Origin of the sequence: Acinetobacter sp. AG1 (assembly GCF_001005525.1) — a bacterium.
In the GTDB taxonomy this organism is placed as follows: Bacteria; Pseudomonadota; Gammaproteobacteria; order Pseudomonadales; family Moraxellaceae; genus Acinetobacter; species Acinetobacter modestus.
On the sequence record NZ_LBMZ01000089.1, the window covers coordinates 1 to 21,593 of the forward strand.

20 protein-coding genes are annotated in these 21,593 nt (G+C 38.5%); 11 read left to right on the forward strand and 9 right to left on the reverse strand.

Going from position 1 to position 21,593, the window contains the following annotated elements:
- Window positions 1-194 precede the first annotated feature (194 nt).
- From AAV96_RS03325 to AAV96_RS03345, 5 genes are all read left to right on the forward strand, one after another.
- Entirely contained in the window at window positions 195-1,469 is a 1,275-nt protein-coding gene (locus AAV96_RS03325) for an RtcB family protein (RefSeq protein WP_046738326.1), read from the forward strand.
- 4 nt (window positions 1,470-1,473) lie between these two features.
- Entirely contained in the window at window positions 1,474-1,974 is a 501-nt protein-coding gene (locus AAV96_RS03330; protein WP_046738327.1) for a hypothetical protein, read from the forward strand.
- Window positions 1,975-1,989: 15 nt separating this feature from the next.
- Window positions 1,990-2,448, forward strand: a complete 459-nt coding sequence (locus AAV96_RS03335) for a DIP1984 family protein (RefSeq protein WP_046738328.1) — start codon at window positions 1,990-1,992, stop codon at window positions 2,446-2,448.
- A gap of 258 nt (window positions 2,449-2,706) precedes the next feature.
- Window positions 2,707-3,756 carry an RNA 3'-terminal phosphate cyclase gene (rtcA, locus tag AAV96_RS03340; RefSeq protein WP_046738329.1) on the forward strand — a complete coding sequence of 350 codons (1,050 nt, stop codon included), beginning with the start codon at window positions 2,707-2,709 and terminating at the stop codon, window positions 3,754-3,756.
- Window positions 3,757-3,768: 12 nt separating this feature from the next.
- Window positions 3,769-4,326 carry an RNA 2'-phosphotransferase gene (locus AAV96_RS03345; RefSeq protein ID WP_046738330.1) on the forward strand — a complete coding sequence of 186 codons (558 nt, stop codon included), beginning with the start codon at window positions 3,769-3,771 and terminating at the stop codon, window positions 4,324-4,326.
- A 30-nt stretch (window positions 4,327-4,356) separates the two neighbouring features.
- On the opposite strand, the gene AAV96_RS03350 is transcribed toward AAV96_RS03345, so the two are convergent.
- The 4 genes from AAV96_RS03350 to pheA form a co-directional block, all read right to left on the reverse strand.
- Window positions 4,357-5,817 (reverse strand): aminoacyl-histidine dipeptidase, encoded by a 1,461-nt coding sequence (locus AAV96_RS03350; protein WP_046738331.1) that lies wholly within the window; start codon window positions 5,815-5,817, stop codon window positions 4,357-4,359.
- 101 nt (window positions 5,818-5,918) lie between these two features.
- Complete coding sequence (locus AAV96_RS03355) at window positions 5,919-6,302, reverse strand: hypothetical protein (protein ID WP_005215912.1); 384 nt, start codon at window positions 6,300-6,302, stop codon at window positions 5,919-5,921.
- Window positions 6,303-6,582: 280 nt separating this feature from the next.
- Window positions 6,583-8,832, reverse strand: coding sequence for a bifunctional prephenate dehydrogenase/3-phosphoshikimate 1-carboxyvinyltransferase (locus tag AAV96_RS03360; RefSeq protein WP_046738332.1), 2,250 nt, complete (start codon window positions 8,830-8,832; stop codon window positions 6,583-6,585).
- 75 nt (window positions 8,833-8,907) lie between these two features.
- On the reverse strand, window positions 8,908-10,017 hold the full coding sequence (pheA, locus tag AAV96_RS03365; protein ID WP_005215908.1) for a prephenate dehydratase: 1,110 nt from the start codon (window positions 10,015-10,017) through the stop codon (window positions 8,908-8,910).
- A 192-nt stretch (window positions 10,018-10,209) separates the two neighbouring features.
- Here pheA and AAV96_RS03370 point away from each other — a divergent pair, with 192 nt between their 5' ends.
- A complete protein-coding gene (locus tag AAV96_RS03370) occupies window positions 10,210-11,154 on the forward strand; it encodes an alpha/beta hydrolase (protein WP_046738333.1) in 945 nt (314 codons plus the stop codon).
- Window positions 11,155-11,243: 89 nt separating this feature from the next.
- Here AAV96_RS03370 and AAV96_RS03375 read toward each other — a convergent pair whose 3' ends face one another.
- Window positions 11,244-12,389, reverse strand: coding sequence for an acyl-CoA dehydrogenase family protein (locus tag AAV96_RS03375; protein ID WP_046738334.1), 1,146 nt, complete (start codon window positions 12,387-12,389; stop codon window positions 11,244-11,246).
- Between the two features lie 249 nt (window positions 12,390-12,638).
- On the opposite strand from AAV96_RS03375, the gene AAV96_RS03380 reads away from it, so the two are divergent.
- On the forward strand, window positions 12,639-13,634 hold the full coding sequence (locus AAV96_RS03380) for a glycosyl transferase family protein (protein ID WP_046738335.1): 996 nt from the start codon (window positions 12,639-12,641) through the stop codon (window positions 13,632-13,634).
- 97 nt (window positions 13,635-13,731) lie between these two features.
- A complete protein-coding gene (locus AAV96_RS03385; RefSeq protein ID WP_046738336.1) occupies window positions 13,732-14,145 on the forward strand; it encodes a hypothetical protein in 414 nt (137 codons plus the stop codon).
- A gap of 356 nt (window positions 14,146-14,501) precedes the next feature.
- On the opposite strand, the gene AAV96_RS03390 is transcribed toward AAV96_RS03385, so the two are convergent.
- Entirely contained in the window at window positions 14,502-14,774 is a 273-nt protein-coding gene (locus AAV96_RS03390; RefSeq protein WP_005159772.1) for a YeaC family protein, read from the reverse strand.
- Window positions 14,771-15,679: an NAD(+) kinase gene (locus tag AAV96_RS03395; RefSeq protein ID WP_034601775.1), complete on the reverse strand. Its 909-nt coding sequence runs from the start codon at window positions 15,677-15,679 to the stop codon at window positions 14,771-14,773. Before AAV96_RS03395 ends, AAV96_RS03390 begins: the two co-directional genes overlap by 4 nt.
- A 235-nt stretch (window positions 15,680-15,914) precedes the next feature.
- On the opposite strand from AAV96_RS03395, the gene mrcB reads away from it, so the two are divergent.
- The gene (gene mrcB / locus AAV96_RS03400; protein WP_046738337.1) at window positions 15,915-18,323 is read left to right on the forward strand and encodes a penicillin-binding protein 1B; all 2,409 of its coding nucleotides are present in this window, start codon (window positions 15,915-15,917) and stop codon (window positions 18,321-18,323) included.
- Window positions 18,324-18,342: 19 nt separating this feature from the next.
- Window positions 18,343-18,912 (forward strand): tetratricopeptide repeat protein, encoded by a 570-nt coding sequence (locus tag AAV96_RS03405; RefSeq protein ID WP_005215898.1) that lies wholly within the window; start codon window positions 18,343-18,345, stop codon window positions 18,910-18,912.
- 9 nt (window positions 18,913-18,921) lie between these two features.
- Here the strand turns inward: AAV96_RS03405 and AAV96_RS03410 are convergent, their stop codons facing one another.
- Entirely contained in the window at window positions 18,922-19,833 is a 912-nt protein-coding gene (locus AAV96_RS03410; protein WP_046738338.1) for a thiamine phosphate synthase, read from the reverse strand.
- Window positions 19,834-20,008: 175 nt separating this feature from the next.
- Here AAV96_RS03410 and hemP point away from each other — a divergent pair, with 175 nt between their 5' ends.
- Window positions 20,009-20,179 (forward strand): hemin uptake protein HemP, encoded by a 171-nt coding sequence (hemP, locus tag AAV96_RS03415; RefSeq protein WP_004661888.1) that lies wholly within the window; start codon window positions 20,009-20,011, stop codon window positions 20,177-20,179.
- 76 nt (window positions 20,180-20,255) lie between these two features.
- On the opposite strand, the gene AAV96_RS03420 is transcribed toward hemP, so the two are convergent.
- Window positions 20,256-21,590, reverse strand: coding sequence for a sensor histidine kinase (locus AAV96_RS03420; RefSeq protein ID WP_046738339.1), 1,335 nt, complete (start codon window positions 21,588-21,590; stop codon window positions 20,256-20,258).
- Between the last annotated feature and the right edge of the window lie 3 nt (window positions 21,591-21,593).

Genomic DNA, 21,593 nt, shown 5'->3' on the forward strand with positions numbered 1-21,593 from the left:
CTTATAAAATTCCATTTCAAAAAATATTAAAATTAAATATATAAATAAATATCAATATCTTAAAATTAATTTCATCTAGTACCAACAAGTTGGCACACTCACTGCAATAGTATATATACACAACATCATTGGGATCTTGTGTATATCACCTGTCTGCAACCGCTTGGCAGGCAGGCTTTGAAAGGAAAATGAAAATGTCAGTCGTTGAAGAAATCAAGCAACAAGTTCAAATTGAACAAGAGCAACAAAAACGTGCTTACCAAGTGCTGCAAAATGAAAAAAGTATGCCTGTGAAAATGTGGACAAATGGCGTAATTGTTGATGACAAATCAAAACAACAACTATTACAAACAGCGCAGATGCCCTTTATTTATAAATGGATGGCGGTGATGCCAGACGTACACTTTGGCTTAGGTGCAACCATTGGAAGCGTGATTCCAACCAAAGGTGCGATTATCCCTGCTGCTGTCGGTGTCGATATTGGATGTGGAATGATGGCGACCCGTACCAACTTAACCGCATCAGATTTACCTGATAATTTACATGGATTAAGAACTGAGCTTGAACGTTTGATTCCACATGGTATGACTAAAACACGTGGTCGCCGTGATCAAGGTTCATGGGAAACTCCACCTGAAATGGTGGATCAAGCTTGGGCTAACTTGGTTGCAGATTTTGAGTTGATTTGTGCTAAGCACCCTCGCCTAAAAAATACCAACAATCGCAAGCAACTGGGAACTTTAGGAACAGGGAATCACTTTGTAGAAATCTGTTTGGATGAACACGATCATGTTTGGATTATGTTGCACTCAGGTTCACGCGGTGTTGGTAATGCCATCGGTAATCATTTTATTGAGCTGGCGCGTAAAGATATGCAAAAGCACTTTATTAATTTACCCAACAAAGATTTGGCATATTTAGTTGAAGGAACTGAACATTTTGATGATTACTGGTTTGCTGTAGGTTGGGCACAACGCTTTGCCATGAAAAACCGTGAAATCATGATGCAATCAGCGATTAAAGCTTTAGCGACCATTATTCCAAAACCATTTAATGCAAAATTGGAAGCAGTAAACTGCCACCACAACTATGTGGAAAAGGAAGAACATTACGGCGAAGAAGTGATGGTGACACGTAAAGGTGCTGTAAGTGCCAAACTTGGACAATATGGAATCATCCCTGGTTCTATGGGTGCCAAGTCCTTTATTGTGCGTGGGCTTGGAAATCAGGAATCTTTTTGTTCATGTTCGCATGGTGCAGGTCGTGTGATGAGCCGTGCGGAAGCCAAGAGACGCTTTACGGTTGAAGATCAGATTGCTCAGACTGAAGGTGTGGAATGCCGTAAAGATGCCGCTGTGATTGATGAAATTCCATCCGCCTATAAACCAATTGAAGATGTGATGAAAGCCCAACAGGATTTGGTTGAAGTGGTGTATACATTAAGACAAGTGGTTTGTGTTAAGGGTTAGTACTATGCTAGATATCGATATAAATAAACTAAATCATATTCTAGAAGGACTATGTATAACAGCAAATGCTTTAGAACCTGAACAACAACCACAATTTGATTGTTATGTAGAACCATTAGATTTCAATGGCAACTTGCCTATTGATGAGAACTTCAAACAATTCTTTACGATTAACTCCTCTTGGAGATTTATGAAGAAAATGTGTGATGATTCACTATTTATAGATTGGCAATTCCATATGAAAAATATGGGAACCCCGACTGAAACGATAAATTACTTTTTCCGTAGAAATCTATTTTCCACGTTAAATGATAAGCAATTTGCAGTAATTTCAGGTTATTTAAAATCACATATTGAAGGTTTAATAGGAGAGTTAATCGCTTCCCAACAAGGTTATATAAGACCACCGAGCAAATACCTTCCAAGGTATGTTCAACATTGGCAGCATCTTTATCTCAAAGGTAAAGATGCTGAAATTCTAATTACTTTTGAAGCTAATACTTAAGACAGGTAAATTCAAATGAAACTCGCAGAAGCATTATTACTGCGAAGCGATCAACATAAAAAACTCGCTTCATTAAAACAACGGATCAACGCCAATGTCTTGGTACAAGATGGTGATGAACCGAGTGAAGATCCAAATGAACTGATCAAACAAGTATTTGCTTTAACCCAAGAAAGCAATCAATTGATTTGTCGTATTCATTTGACCAATGCGCAAGCCAAGTTGGAAGATGGAAAAATATTGCTATCTCTATTAAGCTTGCGTGATAGTTATGCTGAGCAACATAAGATTCTCGTTGATGCGATTGCCAATACCCATCGTGAACCTGATCGTTATAGCTCACGTGAGATTAAATGGCAAAAAGTTATCCCTGTTTCTAGCTTGCAAAAACAAGCCGATGATATCAGCGCGAAATTACGTGATTTAAATATTAAAATTCAGGCTGCCAATTGGCAGATTGATTTAGTCGAATAGACAATAGATTTTGTGAGTTTAATTCACAATTACAGTTTGGGCATACTGGGCGAGTACAAGATCCTGCGTTACTCCGATCTGAGGGATTGAAAATAATTCAGGCGGCTATGGCAGCATGTGAGCCGTGCATCAATCTTTACTGATTAGGCTCCGCACCATGTACCTAGCAAACCTTTGCCAAAAGCAAAGTCACGCGTTACTTCGCATTACCATGTACTGACAGTATGTTCATTAAATTAGAAAATAAGGAAAATAAAAGTGAATAAAGCTTTGGCAAATATGCCAGCAACCATCCAAATTGATGGTTCACAAGGTGAAGGTGGTGGGCAAATTTTAAGAACAGCTCTTGCCCTTTCGATGATTACAGGTCAGGCATTTGAATTAATCAACATTCGTGCTGGGCGTAAAAAACCAGGCTTAATGCGTCAGCATTTGGTCTGTGTACAGGCATCTCAACACATCAGCCAAGCCTATGTGGAAGGTGCTGAACTTCATAGCCAGCGCTTGTACTTTGCACCACAACATGTGCAAAGTGGAAAATACCAATTCCAGATTGGTTCAGCAGGAAGCACAACACTGGTTTTGCAAACCCTATTGCCTGCTTTGTTATTGCAAAATGATGCCAGTGAACTCACCATTTCAGGTGGTACTCACAACCCGCTTGCCCCAACAGCAGATTTTATCGAGCATTGCTTTTTGCCTACACTCACAAAGATCGGAATAGAAACTGAATTTAAGTTAAATAAAGCAGGCTTCTTCCCGATTGGTGCAGGTGAAATTCAAATCAAGATTCAGCCATGGCTACATCGAAACAAGTTAAATCTATTAGATCGTGGCGCTTTACAAAGTACTGAGGCTTTTGCAGCGGTATTGAATCTTTCAGAAGAAGCGCAAATCGCAGAACGAGAATTAGCGACTTTAAATAAAAGATTAGCCCTCAATTCTCAGCAGCACTTTCATTTAAAGGGAATCAGCCAAGGCAATACCGTTTATGTCAAAGTTGAACATCAGCATCACACCCAACTGTTTACAGCCTTAGGTGAAATGCGTAAAAGTGCAGAACAAATTGCAAACAGTTTAGCTGAGGACATCAAATATTATCTAAACTCAAAAGCAGCCGTTGATGAGTATTTAGCAGATCAGCTCTTGTTACCTTTGGCATTGGGTCAAGGCGGTCGTTTTACGGCTCAATGCATCAGTGAACATACTCGCACCCAAGCAGCAATGATTGAAAAATTTATTGATTGTAATATTGAGTTTATCGAACTTGAAAAAACTCAATTTCAAGTCAATGTACACGTTAAATAATGAAGATTAGAAATGAAATCACATACTCAAACAAGTAAATTCTTAAGTTTAATCCTAAGACATAAACCTGAGCAAATCGGGCTTCAACTCGATCAAGAAGGTTGGGCAAAGATTGCTGAGCTGATTGAAGCAGCAGAGCAACACAATACATTTTTGGATGATGAATTAATCCAAACAATTGTGGCACAATGTGACAAGAAGCGTTTTCAAATTTCAGACGATGGTTTAAATATTCGTGCAGTACAAGGTCATTCAACCCCTACAGTACAAAGAGAGATGATTGCAATTGAACCACCGCAACATTTATATCATGGTACAGCCAGTCGATTTATGGAATCAATTCAGGCACAAGGCTTAATTGCGGGACAACGTCATTATGTCCATCTCAGTGAAAATAAAGAAACGGCACTCAATGTGGGTCAACGTTATGGAAAGCCCATTTTATTCTTAATTGACACAATACAAATGCATAAAGATGGCTTTGCATTTTATCAAGCAGAAAATGGTGTTTGGCTAACAAAGCATGTACCAACACAATATTTATCAATAAATGATCAGACCAAGACATAATCATCGGTCTGATCTGATTCCAAGATTGAGTTAACGCACACTTTCCAAAGCCGTCACCAATAACTTCCAACATTTTTCTACAGTATCAACTTTAACTCTTTCACCCGGCGCATGCGCCCCTTGAATATCAGGGCCAAACGATACCATCTGTAAATCAGGATAATGCTCTACAATAATTCCGCATTCCAAGCCCGCATGAATCACTTTCAAGTTTGGCTCAATCTTAAATGCAGACTGATAAGCTTGTTGTAAACATTTCAATGCAGCCGAATCTGGGTTTGGTGTCCAGCCCGACACTAACGGTGTTAATTCGGATTGAATCTGAAAATTGGCGAAGTGTTGTTGAATGTTTTGTGCAAATGTCACTGCTTCTTGGTTCACCATCGAACGAACCATAATCAAAGTTTTGGCTTCATCTTTTGTGAGTTTGACCACACCAAGATTATTCGAAGTCTCAACCACATCGGGTAAAGCACTACTCCATTGAGCAATGCCATATGGACAAGTTGCCAATGCTTTTAACCAAGCTTGCTGCTGATGCAAGGCAATAACGTCATTTATCTGATTGGTATTTTGCTGTGCAGTGATTTGCAGCTGCTCATCAATGCCCTGTAACTTTTGTTGCCATTTAGTTTGTATCACATCAACGGCATTTTCCAACTCGGGTAATTGCTCTGCTTGAATTGCAATGGTTGCCACAGCTTCACGCGGTATAGCATTGCGTGCTGTTCCACCCACAAACTCTACCAGTCGACCATTGGATTGTACCAAATAATCATTCAGGAAATTAGCTAGAATTACATTGGCATTCCCACGACCTAAATGAATATCAACCCCAGAATGGCCACCTTTCAAGCCTGATACCAGTAAATCTACAAAGATTAAATCACTTAGTTGTGTTTCATATTCAAGTGGCTGTTCCACTTCTAGGTCAATACTGCCTGCGCAGCCAAGATACAGCTCACCCCATTCTTCGGTATCAATATTGAAAAGCCATTGCCCAGTTAAAATGCCTGACTCAAGCAAACGAGCACCACTCATTCCCGCTTCTTCATCAATGGTTAGAAGAACTTCAATCGGCCCATGTGCAATATCATTTGATTCTAATACCGCCAGTGCAAGTGCAACGCCAATCCCATTATCTGCACCTAATGTGGTATTTTCAGCAATCAACCAGCCATCTTTTAATATCGGTTGAATTGGATCTTTAAAAAAATCATGTTGGGTACCACGATTTGCCTGAGTCACCATATCCAAGTGCCCTTGCAAAATTACACCAGCAACTTGTTCTTTACCCTTAGTTGCCGCTTTTCGAATAATTAGGTTACCAATCTCATCAACATAGGTTTCTAAATTGTGCTGTTCTGCCCAATCTTTTAAATGCTGTCTTAACTGTTGTTCATGTTTAGATGGTCGAGGAATTGTACATAAGGTCTCAAAATGCCGCCAAACTACTTGTGGAGATAATTTAGAAAAATCGACCTGTATCATGCACCAATACTCTCAAATAAAGTGTTTAAACAAATATACACCATACGCCTAAATGGCGATGCTTAAATCACTTTATTTAAGATTTTATTGGAAAAATCGTCTTAGCTTTTCCATACAAATTGAGAAAAACTATGCTCTGCTTTTAAGCTATTTTCTACGGCTTGAGCCAACTGTCGGATAATACTTTGCGTTTCTATTCGTTCAAACCAAGCTTGTTCTTGCTGTGGATTGGCAGAGATTTCACAGAGAATGTGACCTTCTGTTTCTTGTTGCGAGCATAAGATTGACAGAGGTAATTGATGATTATCGATGCGTACTTCAATTTTTTCATGCTCATGACGAATATGTTCTGCATCAAAACCATAATGTTCTAATTGTTTATAGAGTAGCGCTGCAACATATTCTTGCGTGATATAGCATTCATTTGGTGGATGATCAATTACCCCATGTTTAGGGCAATCTGCTATAAATTGCAATGTTTTCATGGTATTCCCTCTATTTTTATGTTTTTAGCTGGATCGCAGCATAAAACCGACTCGTACGGTAAGAATTATTATATATACAATTGTCTTTAATTGATTAGCCGATTGTCTTACTTATTTTACTAAATTGATAAATTTAGACCTAATTAGATATGTACATGGCCAAACTCATCATTTTCATTATTTATACGTTTTATATTGGCACCTAACAACTTATTTTTATGTATAAACAAATCAAAAATGCAGTATTTAGCTACTCTAAATACTGCATTTCTCAATTCGTTTACTGATTTACGACTTGTAAATCTAAACCTGCAGAGTTTGCTAGTTCAGTAAAAGTTGGAAAACTAGTTGCAACCGTTTCTGTACCATAAATCGTGATTTCACCTGAGGTACGTAAACCAGCTATACTGAAACTCATGGCAATACGGTGATCATGGTGTGATTCAATTTCACCACCAGTGAAGATTGCCGACCAGTCACCAGACTTGCCTTTACCTTCAATGATAATACCATCTTCGGTTGGGGTACAGTCGATGCCCATGATTTTCAAGCCATCAGCCATGACTTGAATACGGTCAGACTCTTTGACACGAAGTTCAGCTGCACCCGTTAATACGGTTTGACCCTCTGCACATGCAGCCGCAATAAACAATGCTGGGAATTCATCAATTGCCAAAGGTACTTGATCTTCAGGCATATGAATGCCTTTCAATGTTCTTGAACCTTTGATATGAATATCTGCAATTGGTTCACCGCCTGCAATACGTTCATTCTCAACAGTCAGATCAGCGCCCATTTGCTTGAGAATTTCGATCACGCCTGTACGGGTTGGATTAATCCCAACCGCTTCAAGGACCACATCAGCACCTTCAGTAATGGCAGCACCCACCATAAAGAATGCAGCAGATGAAATATCCGAAGGCACTTGAATATCTGTACCAACTAATTTACCACCACCCACAAGCGAGATTTTATTTCCTTCAGTTTTCACATCATAACCGAAAGCACGCAACATACGTTCTGTATGGTCACGGGTTGGTTCAGGTTCCGTCACCGAGGTTTCACCAGCTGCCCATAATCCTGCCAATAAAATACCTGATTTAACCTGAGCAGATGCCATTGGCAAATCGTATTGAATCCCTTTGAGTGCTTGACTACCTGTGATACTCACTGGTGGCGTACCTTTCTCACCTGTGGTTTGGATTTGTGCACCCATTTCGCGAAGTGGCTTAGCAATACGCTCCATTGGACGTTTCGACAATGACGCATCACCTGTCATCACTGAATCAAATTTTTGTGCAGACAACATACCTGATAGCAAACGCATACTGGTGCCTGAGTTCCCCATATACAAAGCGCTTGCTGGCGCTTTTAAGCCTTGCATGCCAACACCATGAATAGTGACTTCACCATTCTTAGGTCCTTCGATGCTCACCCCCATATCACGGAAAGCCTGCAAAGTTGCGAGTGCATCTTCACCTTCCAAGAAGCCTGTTACATGTGTTGTACCTTCTGCAATCGCACCAAACATGATTGAGCGATGTGACACAGATTTGTCACCTGGTACGGTGAATTTACCTGTAAACGTTTTCTTTCCCGGTAAAATGGTAAATTGCTGTGTCACCTTGTTTTTCTCCATCAAAGGTTTTTTGGCCAACATATGGTTAAAGTGCTGACGTGCTGCTTGAGCATGCCCGAGCAGTCCCATCAACGCTTGCGAATCTTCCTGTGCAATCAATTTCTTTAAAACTGATAATTGCTGTTCAAAGCCATCAACAGCATTCAGAATTGCCGTTTTATTGGCAAAGAAAATGTCATGCCACATCTGTGGGTCACTAGCCGCAATACGCGAGAAGTCACGAAAACCTCCCGCAGCATAGCGGAAAATATCTAAATTATCTTCACGATTAGCCAGTTGCTCAACAAGATTGAATGCCATCAAATGTGGTAAATGACTGGTATGAGCCAACACTTCATCGTGCTTAGTGACATCCATGCAAATCACTTCTGCTTTTGCCGCAGACCAAAGTTGAATCAGTTTTTCAACCGCCCAATCGGCACTTGTCGGAAGTGGTGTCAAAATTACTTTATGGTTGACAAATAAATCAACTTTACCCGCATGTACACCTGTATGTTCTGCACCTGCAATCGGATGACCCGGTACAAAACCGATTGGTAAATTTTCACCAAATACTGCTTTTGCAGCTTCAACGACATTGCCTTTAGTACTACCCACATCGGTAATAATGACATTGTCTGCAAGATAAGGCTTAATCTGTTCAAGCACTTTTTGCGTTGCTCGAACAGGCAAAGCTAAAACAATTAAATCTGCATCCTGAACAGCTTCTTCAGGTGTTTCATAACCGTATTGAATAAGACCGAGTGCCTTGGCATCTTCTAATGTTTTTTTTGAGCGTGTTGAAGCCACAATTTGAGATGCAAGTTGTTCAGCCACAATCACGCGAGCAAGACTCGACCCAATCAGTCCAAGCCCAATAAATGCAACTTTCTTAAATAATGGTTGAGACATAAAACATATTTGCCTAATAAGACGACTTTTATATGGATAGATGCTTCATACATCTATCCATAGGATCTAAGAGAATTAAAGAACAGCGATTGGATATGACCCGAGGACACGTAACTCTTTCACCATTGGGCGGATTTCTTCCAATGCCGCCGCAACATTTTCCTGACCGATATGTCCTTCTAAATCGATAAAGAACACATAAGCCCATTTTTCAGGTAAGGCTGGGCGCGTTTCAATACTGGTCAAGCTAATTTTATGCTTGGCAAATGGCGCAAGAATCTCCAACAAAGCACCCGCGCGGTCATGTGCAGAGATCAATAATGAAGTTTTATCATTACCACTTTGAGGAATCTTTTCACGACCAATTACAAGGAAACGAGTGGTATTTTCAGGGTTATCTTCGATATTGCTGTGTAAAATCTCAAGATTGTACATGCTTGCTGCAATATCAGATGCAATCGCAGCAGAATGCCATTCATTACGAATACGACGTGCTGCTTCTGCATTTGAATTCAGTGCAACACGCTCTACGCCAGGATAATGTGCATCTAACCATTTACGACATTGAGCCAAGGTTTGTTGATGTGCATAAATCTGCTTAATGCTGTCTTTACGAGTATTTTCAGATACAAGGAATTGATGATGGATACGCAGTTCAACTTCACCAATCACATTCACGGTCGATGATTTAAAGCAATCGAGGGTATGGTTCACAATCCCTTCTGATGAGTTCTCTACTGGAACGACACCATAATGTGCGCTGCCTGCTTCAACTTCACGGAACACTTCATCAATGGTTGGTAATGGACGTACCACAGCATCTTTACCAAAATGCTTTAACACAGCTGAATGGGTATAAGTGCCTTCAGGTCCGAGGAATGCAATGCTTTGTGGTGCTTCAAGTGCCAAACATGCTGACATAATTTCACGGAATAAACGTGCCATGGTTGCATCAGATAAAGGACCTTGGTTACGCTCCATGACTTTACGTAACACCTGAGCTTCACGTTCTGGACGATAAAACAGCGGATTTTCTTCGGATGCAAACTTCGCTTTGGCTACCGCTTCTGCAAGCGTCGCACGGCGATTAAGTAACTCTTGGATTTGTTGATCAACACTATCAATATCGTTACGAATTTGTTCTAAATTAAGTGAATTCGATGTGTTTTGTCCATCGTTTACCATTGGAATGCAGCCTCAGCAAAATCATCTATAAGAATGGATTACAATTCATCTGTGAATTGATTATCCGAGCTAGTATAGCAACACTTTAAACTATTAAACACGCTGAGTTTTAACTCTTTTTATTACCAAACTTTATTGATAATGATTTTCATTATATATTACTAATAAAATTTTAATGTTCGCGAATAAATTATGATTAAACAATTTGGTATTTTGACTTTTTCTCTGCTCATTGGCACACCATTGTCTTTTGCACAACCAACGAGTACCAGTACAAACAAGCCGCCGTTAAAAGCACAAACAAATATTCAGCAAAGCTTTGAAATAACCTCAAAATATACCAAACATGATTATTTGATTCAGATCTCTGTTCCTGCTAGTGAAACTCCAAGTGAAGGTTTCCCAGTGCTTTATGTACTTGATGGTAATGCCACATTTGATAGCGCTGCCAATATTGCTAAATCTATGGGTAGTGCTGCCAATCGTCTTGGGTTAAGCCCTGTCGCAATTGTCGCGATTGGATATCCAAAACAAAGTACTTTTGACGTAGAAAAGAGAGCTTTAGACTACACGCCTAAAGCATCGGCCGAATTTCAAAAACAAGCCAAGTACAATTATGGTGGTGCAGACCAATTTATTCAATTTATAGAGAAAGAACTCAAGCCAGCCATTCAGACCAAAATTAAAGTCAATACACGGAAACAAAGCTTATTTGGTCATTCTTTTGGTGGGCTATTCGTTTTGCATACTTTTATTACACACCCAGAAACTTTTCAGCGTTATATCGCTGCCAGCCCTTCACTCTGGTTTGATAATTATGCGTTGCTCAATCGACAGGTAGATTGGTTAAATAACAAAGCCAATAAAGTACAAAATATAATGCTTATGGCAACAGTTGGGACACATGAGCGACGTAAAGAAACGCAACCAAATGAAGACTCAACACAAATGCAGTATGATTTTTATCAAAATTTTAATAAACAACGTTCAGAAAAATTTTTATTTTGGAAGTTTCAGCATCCAGCAGAGCAGCATTTAACTAATCTCTATGCCAGTTTACCCAAAGCGATTATATTGGCAGGTTGTATAGATCATAAAAGTTGTTCCGCATTATTTGATGAGCCAGTCACTCCTTGATCTTAAAAACATCACTAGAAATAAAAAGACTGAATCAAATTTCTTGATTCAGTCTGAAATCATTTGCTAAATAGAGATGATTTTTGTGCTTAAGACTTACCAATCAATCCACGTGCAACGATTTCTTTCATAATTTCGTTGGTACCACCATAAATACGTTGGATACGCGCATCAACGAAGAAACGTGAAATTGGATATTCTGTCATATAGCCATAGCCACCAAATAATTGAAGTAAATTATCCGATACTTTCATTTGCATATCGGTACTAAAGCTCTTTAATGCCGCTGCGGTTTCTACATCCAACTTGCCTTGATTATACAAAGCAACGTTTTGGTTATAGAAAGCTGCCGTTGCTAATTCATCAATTTTTGCTTGAGCCAATACAAAACGTGTATTTTGAAATTGAGAAATTGCTTGACCAAATGCTTGGCGTTCTTTTACATAAGCTGTTGCTAAATCAATCGCACCACGGATTGCACCCAAAGCTGTTGAAGCAATTGCAGTACGTTCACGAGGTAATTCTTGCATTAAATAAGCGAAGCCAGAACCCGCATTCCCCAATAATTGGTCTTTAGGTACTTTGACATTATCAAAGAACAATTCAGATGTATCTTGTGAATGTAGACCAATCTTATCGAGGTTAGTTCCCTTCTTGAAACCATCCAAATGTGTGTCAACTAACATCAAAGACACACCTTTAGCACGTGCTTGTGGATCAGTTTTAACTGCTAGAACGACAACGTCAGCATGCTGACCATTTGAAATAAACGTTTTTGAACCGTTTAACACATAATGATCATCTTGCAAAATTGCACTAGTACGCATTGCCTGTAAATCAGAACCAGCACCTGGCTCAGTCATACCAATCGCACCAACAACTTCCCCAGAAACCATTTTTGGTAACCAATACTGCTTTTGTTCTTCAGTTCCGATATGTTGAATATACGGTGCCGCAATTTCAGAATGACAAGAAATCGCCGTTGATAGTGCGCAATAACCCGCACGTGCAGATTCTTCAACTAACATTAATGAATAATGGGTTGGTACACCATAACCACCATATTCTTCTGGTACATCTACACAGAGAAAGCCATTTTCACCCAATGAAGACCAAACTGAACGTGGCATAATGCCTTCGCGTTCCCACTGATCATAATGAGGTGCAATTTGCTCGCTCATAAAACGTTTAAAGTTATCACGGAAGAGTTCCAAATCTGCATCGTAAGCTAACATCATTATTTCCTTTCGCTTTCATTGTTTTTAAAAATTCGATTTGCAGCCATGCTAATGATTTTTAGATTGGATGTCATGTTCCGTTTACATCAAATCACTAGACTGATTCGGTCAATAATTTTGTTTGCACTCGGCATAAGCAAACGCTAAATGTTTATTGATTAGACAGCTCCTCATATTTTTTTACGCTAAATGCTTCACTTTTATGTCATATTCCTTTTATTGTTAGCGAAGATTTCTCATACGATCATGAATACAAAACGAAATATTTATAAAACTGTAGAACATCCCTTTGCTCAGTATGTTCGTATCTTGGGTAAAGGGAAAACAGGTTCTCGTTCCCTCAGTTATGAAGAAGCCTATCAAGCATTTAGCATGATTTTAAAAGATGAAGTTTTGGATGTTCAGTTGGGTGCATTCTTAATGCTTTTACGTGTTAAGGAAGAATCTGTCGATGAATTGGCTGGTTTTGTTCAAGCCACACGTGATCAACTCAATTTTCAGCCACTTGATGTAGATCTTGATTGGTCATCTTATGCAGGCAAGCGTAAGCACTATCCTTGGTTTTTATTAGCGGCATTAACACTGGCTCATCATGGCTATAAAATTGTGATGCACGGCGCATCGGGTCATACCATTAACCGTGTCTATACCGAACAAGTTTTACAATACTTAGGCTATTCTATTTGTGAAAATGAGCAAGATGTTCGCAAACAACTAGATCAACATAATTTTGCATTTTTGCCACTTGAAGCCATTTCACCAATTCTGAGTGAATTAATTTCACTCCGCAATGTGATGGGCTTACGTTCTCCAATTCATACGCTTGCTCGTCTAATTAATCCATTTAATGCAAAAGCCACTTTACAAGCAATTTTCCACCCTGCTTATCGAACTTCCCATCAACAAACAGCTTCTCGATTGGACTATCAAAATAGTGCTGTGATCAAAGGTGAAGGTGGTGAGTTCGAGCGTAATCCTGATGCCAAAACTTTAATTTGTGGGATTAAAAATGGTGAGTTGTACGAATATGAACTGCCAAAATTAACACCTGACCGCAGCCCGATTGAAGAAGAGCTTGATCTAGCAATATTTAAAGAAGTTTGGCTCGGTGAGCAAAAGCATGAATATGGCGAAATGGCAGTGATCGAAACGATGGGAATCGCTTTGTATACTATGGGTGCTGTGAATAGTTATGATGAAGCAATGATTAAAGCGAAAGCACTTTGGGAAAGTCGATTCTAATCGATATTTTCTGTTTTTCGCTGCATTTTATAATGGGTGCAGCGAAGTAATATCTACTGATAAATCATCAAAATTTAATCATTTGAGCAGATAAATTATGGCTTTTTCACTTTATTGTCTGATTAATGAGAATTCAGAAGACTTTCCTTTAACACTCCTTGAAAAAAAGTTATCAGAACGTTTCTCTAAAATGGAAGGATTACAAATTGGATATGAGGAAGATCCTTTTGATGCTTCAGAAAAGCATTTACGTTTTTCTTGGGATATGTGGTGCATTTTAGTTTTCTATGAGACAGGTCAACATGTCATTGATGATTCAATGGAAATTCAAAAAATGGCTGGTACATTAGCGCCTTTTGATATATCCAGTATTTGTAGAAGAATCAGAGCCGTATTTAGTGATGATTATGATCTCGAACATACTGAACAAATGGTTTCTATGATTGATTTTTTACGTAAAATAGATGGAGCATTTGTATATGATCCACAGCAAAATGATTTTGTGAAATAAGTAATCCCAATCAGCGAAATTAAATTAATTTATTCTGCCATACTCACGAAGGTGAGCATCCTGAAATTATTTTAAAATGGATATTCATTGGTCTGATTTGATCTCTATTTTATCTTACTTTTGAGGGATCAAAAGTAAGATAAATCCTTTGTTTCACAGATGGTACATCCCTGATACCACAGCGAAACAGGCGGCATCCATGCCGCCAAGCATGATAGCAAAAACGATTTAGATTCAAAGAATATAGCTAACACCAAATGAATACATCGCAATAGGAAAGTTCTTAACTTAATTTTGAAAATTGGTATTAATTAGCCTGACTAAAAGCCCAGTAAAAATACTGGGCTTTAAAATCATCAAACAAACCGAATCGGCTTAAACTCAGGCTCATTTTTGTGATGATCATCATCACACTCCTCACCTTCTTCTTTCGTACCTCGGTCAATATAACCACTGCGCTGTTCTTTCGGTAAATTTTCCATTTCCCATGCATACACGGCTTGCATACAAATTTCACGTTGCTCTTTGGTCAATGCAATACCATTTGGCCATTTACCAATTTCAACAGCAGTTTTCAGACGCTCAACAATTTCAGGATTTAAAATAGCGAGCATTTGTTCAATATTCATGAGTCATCCTGTTGAAAAGATTCAAAATCTTGATTCCAACCCAGTTTAGTACGGCAAGCCATATAAAAATCATAACCAGGTGGATGTAATAAGCTTAGTTTAAACGGATGTTTACGGATATGCACCGTATCACCTACATTTAATGCAACACTATGTTGTCCATCAGCACTCACCATCGGTAAGACACGATTTTCACGGATGGTAATCTTAATCTCACTTTGCCCACCGACAACGATTGGACGAGATGACAAAGTATGTGGGTGCATTGGTACAAGTGCGATCGCATCCATACTTGGATGTAAAATTGGCCCACCACCCGAAAGTGAATAAGCGGTCGAGCCTGTTGGTGTCGATACAATTAAACCATCACTGTGCTGACGATAGACATATTGCCCATCAATACTCAGCTCAAAATCAATCATATGAACCGATTTACCTGAGTGTAACACCACATCATTTAAGGCAATTGCATCATAAATAGTTTCGTTATTGGTACGGACTTCCATTTCCAACAAGAAACGTCGATCCAGTTGAAATTGACCTTGTAGTACCTGATCCAGTTTAAAAATTGCTTCTGCCGGCTTAATATCAGTTAAGAATCCGAGTCGACCACGGTTAATCCCAATAACGGGTGTATTGTATCTGACTAAAGCACGTGCCGCATGAAGTAAAGAACCATCTCCACCCACAACGATCACCAAATCCACTACTTCACCTAATAAATTACGGCTCACGGTCTGACCATAACTATAAGGCACAAGTTTGGCTGTTTCCTGATCAAAAACGGGATTTAAGCCTAAAGTGATCAAATGATCATGAATTAAACATAACGTTTCTACTACAGAATTCTTATCTGGTCGCCCAATTAGACCAATATTTCGAAAGGATTTATGTGAAATTTGCACGAATAACTCAGCTCCACCGCGACTATTGACTATCATATCATTAACAATCAAATTTTCGTTGATGATTGATTAAAAAGTATAAAAATGTCTATTCGTTGTTTTTTTTATACGATTAATGTCAACACCTTCTGAAAGTTTTTATTGCATGTTGCTATTTATTCACAGTTTTATGATTGCAAAATGACAATAAGCTATCGCATCATTACTCACATTGTTTCGGTTTTAACGCAAGTCTATGAAGTGTGAACGTGGTATTGGTTTTCTAGCACTAATTTTTTCAATTTTAGTGATTGGTGTGTTTATTGCCTTTAGTATCTATCTGATCCGTTTGGATAATATTATTCGCAATAAATTTGAAGGTCAGCGTTGGGATATTCCTGCCAAGGTATTTGCTCGTCCATTAGAAATCTATGCGAATGCACCCATTACTCAAGATAATTTTGTCCAAGAATTAAAATTACTGGGCTATAAAAATACCGCGAACTATGAAAAATCAGGAAGTTACATCATTCAAGGTAACCAAATGTATGTTCATACACGTGGTTTTGACTATGGTGATAGTAATGAACCTGAACAAGTGCTTGAGATTGCTTTTAATCAAGGTCAAGTTGGTGAAATTCGTTCAACTAAACCTTCTAGCACGGGTATTGCTCGTTTAGAACCCCTATTAATCGGTGGTATCTATCCACAACATAATGAAGACCGTGTCCTCATTAAGCTAAATAAAGTACCAAAAACACTAATTGAAGCGTTAATTTCAACAGAAGACCGAAATTTTTATCACCATCATGGTATTTCTATTCGAGGTACAGCACGTGCCTTAGTCAGTAATGCAACAGGTGGTCGACGTCAAGGCGGCTCGACATTAACCCAACAGTTAGTTAAAAATTTCTATCTTTCACCAGAAAAAACGCTCAAACGTAAAGTCAATGAAGCTCTTATGGCATTGTTGATTGAGCTGCATTACAGCAAAGATGAAATTCTAGAAGCTTATTTAAATGAAGTAAATTTAGGTCAAAATGGCAATTACTCAATTAACGGTTATGGCTTAGCTTCACAATTCTATTTTGGTTTACCTCTGAGTGAATTAAATATTTCCCAACAAGCCTTTTTGGTTGGTTTAGTACAGGGTCCAACTTTATATAACCCTTGGCGTAATCCTGAAGCGGCTAAAAAACGCCGTGATGTTGTATTAAACAATATGATGGTAATGGGCTATTTATCTGAAACAGAATATCAAGATGAAATCTCACGTCCTTTAAATATTGTGAGTAAACCAACTTTAGGGCCTGCAAAATTCCCAGATTTCCTTGATATCGTACGTCGCCAATTACGTACAGAATATCAAGAAAGTGATATTACCAATCAAGGTTTGAAAATTTTCACAACGCTTGACCCGATTGCACAGACCCAAGTTCAAAATGCTTTTAAAGACTCTGTTGAACGTTTAGCAAAAGCAAATCCAGCACGTTTGAAAAACTTACAAGGCGCTGTGCTTGTAGCCCATCCAGAGAATGGTGAATTGGTTGCTGCTGTTGGTTCAACCCAAGATTTTACTGGCTTTAACCGTACACTAGATGCTAAACGTCAAGTCGGTTCGTTGTTAAAACCAATTATTTATCTAAATGCGATCGAATCTGGACGTTATACGTGGGCGAGTCCGATTGAAGATAGCGCCGTTAATATTCCAGTAGAAGGCGATAAGAGTTGGACACCAAAAAATTATAGTGGTGGTGAACACGGTGTTGTACCTATGCAACAAGCCTTGGCAAATTCATATAACCTATCTGCTGTTCGTTTAGGAAATGAATTTGGATTATCAGCATTTTCTAATAAGCTAAAACAATTTGGTGTCAGTTCGAATATTCCAGCTTATCCATCTATCTATTTGGGTGCAGTAAATATGTCCCCAATGGAAGTACTTGGCATTTATGGTAATTTTGCAACAGGTGGTTTCAAATATCCTCCTCGCTCTATTCGTACTGTTGTTGATGCAAAAGGACATTTGCTTGAACGTTATAGCTTAAATGTTCAACAAACGATTGATCCTGCTGCTGCCTATATTTTGAACTACGGTTTGCAACAAGTTATGCGTTCAGGTACTGGACGATCAGCTTATGGCAGCTTACCTGAAACCTTAAATTTAGCTGGTAAATCTGGCACCACCAATGATACACGCGATTCATGGTTCGCTGGTTATTCAGGCAATCATGTCGCTGTCGTCTGGTTAGGTCTGGACGATAATAAAGTTACTGGTCTCACGGGTTCTTCAGGTGCATTACCTGTCTGGACTAATGTAATGAAACAGCTTCGTCAAGAACCCGTCAATCTTCGTCAAACTGACAATGTAGAATGGCAATGGATAGACAGCGCAACAGGTGATTTATCAGCGCAAGGCTGTGATGGTGCAATGTATATTCCCCTACTTCGACAAACTGTACCTCGTCGTGCAACCCTCTGCGGGCAATCACATTATGAGGTTGAACCAACAAATATCCCATCCGAAGAAGACACTCAGGGGGATCATTACGGTGATGGCAATACCAATTATATTCGAGAAAGTGAAAATCAAATGGACACCGATTTATCCAATCATAATTCTACACGTGTGATTTCGAGCGGTAGTTATAGCGGTGAAAACTAAGTTACAAGGATGATTGGACATGATGAAGAAAATAACGATTGTGATTGGTGTATTGCTGCTTGCAGGTTGTAATTCAGCACCGCCTCCAAATAAAAAAGTGGTAATTAAATTGGGAGAACCGCCAAGTACGTCAAACACGCAGAAAAAGAAAACTGCTCCGCCCGCGTCGAATGTAAAAATTACGCCGTATGAGCAGAAAGAAATAAAGCGTCAAAACGTACAAGTGGTTGTACCTGAGCAAAAAGTACAGCAAAAGTTCAATGATGGGAGTCAATTACCAGCATTTAGAACATTAATGCAAAAAACCCAAGTTGCTTATAAGCAACAGCAACTTGCGGAAGCAGAACGTTATGCTCTTCAAGCTCAACGTATTGCTCCCCAAGCGACCGAAACTTATTTGTATTTGGCACTGATTGCAGACCAGCGCAAACAATATGCGAATGCGGAAGCTTTGGCACGTCGTGGTTTAAGCTATGCGCAAAGTAACTCGATGAAAAAACAACTTTGGTTTATTGTGCTCCGAGCAAGCGAAGCACGTAATCATCCAGTAAAAGCCCAAGAAGCTAAAAAAGCTATTCAAGCGTTATAAAAAGTTTGATCAATCAATTGAACTAAATTGACGAATCCCAGCAAGCCCATAAGCATGATGCTTTTGGGCTTGTTTTAAATCTTCAGGTGCTACGCCACCTAAAGCAAAAACTGGAATATCACTCTGCTGAGCTAATGCAGCAAAGTCATTCCAACCCAATACTTTTGCATTTGGATGTGTTTCAGTCGCTTTCACAGGACTCAAAAATACTGCATCACAACCTATATGCTGTGCATGTTGTAATGAAACAGCATCATGACAGGCTGCAATAAAACGTTTACCAACAATCAATTCACCTTTTTTAAGTGCCATTAATTGTGATTGTTTAAGATGAATTGTCTTCACTCTAGACTGTAGAACCATGTTCATGTTTTGATAAATATCAGTATTAATTATAATTTTTTGTAATTGTTCATCAGTTAAAAGCTCTAACTGCTGTTCAATCTTTTCAACTTCAGCTATTTGAATGCGCCAATACATTTGAAAGTTATGATGTGGTAAAGCATCAATTTGATCACTGATCTTAATCAAATGAGACCAGATTAAGCGTTCCAGAATTACAGCATTTGCCTTCGGAAAGTTTAAACTCGCTAGTTGATCGCGTTGATACCAAGTCCAAGGTTGATGAATTTGATTAAGCATTTCCTCAGGTACGTGTGCATGAAAAAGATGTAAATTAACAATAACATCTTCATATTCATGACGAATAATATCGAACGGATGCCACTCCTTTAAACCAATACCGACTTCCTCATAAATCTCTCTACGACAAGCTTGTTCAGGTGATTCCCCTAGTTCGACTTTTCCACCAGGAAATTCATGTTTATTACCTTGATGTTGATCTGCTTGTCGCCAACCCACTAACACTTTAGATTTATGCAATAAAATTGCGATCGCAACGTCAACAATAGCTTTTGCCATAACAGTTTAATATCTCTATTTTTTCACAACAATTTTAATGAATTTAATAACGATTTCACATTCTAAAAACATCAATAATCAATGATTTTGTAAATTCTTGAAATTTACGTTGACAGGTCTATTCGATAATGATTATCATTTAAATCATTAAAAAACACACCACGGAGCATAACAAATGAACGCACCATTTAATCTATTTACACGTAGTACAGATGCAGCTCAATCATTGCCAATGTTGCATTCCAATAATCTTTTTGCCTTAGGTCGGGAAATACGCATAATGCATGCGGGTGAAGAATACCGCTTGCGTTTAACTCGTAATAATCGTCTGATTTTAACGAAGTAATATAATAACAACCGCATAATAATAAACGTGGGAATAGCAGTATGTCAGCGCGTACTGCTTTTTTTGTTTGATCAAATTAGACCGTATTTAATTGAATACTCACTTTGAGTCCACCATACTCAGATGGTGAAAATACTATTTTACTATGATGTAATTCGATGATTTTTCTGCAAATTGAGAGTCCTAGACCAGAGCCTTGAGTTTTAGTCCCTAAAGCACGATAAAAACGTTCACCCAAGCGCTCAAAAACCTCCTCTTTCAATCCGTCTCCCTCATTCTGTACAATTAGTTCTAAATAAGATTGTTTCTTTAAAGTAATATAAACATGCCCATTTTCTGGCGTATAACGAATTGCATTATCAACAATATTTCGAATACAGGTAAAGAGTAACTGTTGATTGGCAAGAATTGTGTGATTTTCATTTCCCATAAGTTGTAGATGTAACTGAATCGACTTTTGATTAGCAAATAACTCTAAAGCTTGAATAACTTCATTAATAACTGTATGTAAATTGATACATGTTTTAGGCAAATTTCCAGCATGTTCTGGGTCTAGCCGCGCCAACAAAAGTAGGTTTTCCAAGGTCTGAATGCCTCGACTTACATCTTGCTGCATTTGTCTAAAATCTGTAGCGTGCTCAGGATATTTGCGTTGTAAAAGTTGTAAACGCATTTGAATAGCGGACAAAGGAGAACGTAATTCATGCGATGCATCGGCTGTAAATCGTTGCTCTGCCTGCAACGATTGATCTAAACGGCGCAATAAATTATTGAGTTGCGTTATCATCGGTTGTAACTCTTTTAACTCAATAACACTGGGTTGAATCGGACTTAGATCATTCGCATTTTTTGCTGATATTTTGGTAGATAATTGATGAATAACTTTGAATTGACGTTTAATCAAAAAATGTAAAATAATCCATTGCAGTAGCCACACCAGTATTAAAATGAATAAGTAGCTCATAAAGCTATGAACTAACTCATTAAACCGCTCATCTATTTTTTGTAATACCATAACCTCTAAATTGGAATTAGGCTCATCGACAATATAACTACGCCATAACTTTTGATCTTGCCAAATCAAGCCATAATGATCAGCAGTTTTAAAGATGAGCTTGTAATACGATTGATCAAGATGAAAATTTTCAGACTGTGTTAATACCTGTTGGTGATTACTCAGACGGTATTCAATATCGAACTGATCACTCAACTCATCAATCTGCTGACCAGAGGTTTTAGTTAAGTCAGAGATCAATAACATATCAGAAATCTCATCCATGATTTCATCTTGCACTTGCATGGTTTGATAAATTGAAATCACTACAAATAGTAGCAATGCTATACAACCTGCAACAATCGAACTCATTAACGAGGTCTTTAGCAGTTTAGTTTGCAAAGACACGACTTTCATAAG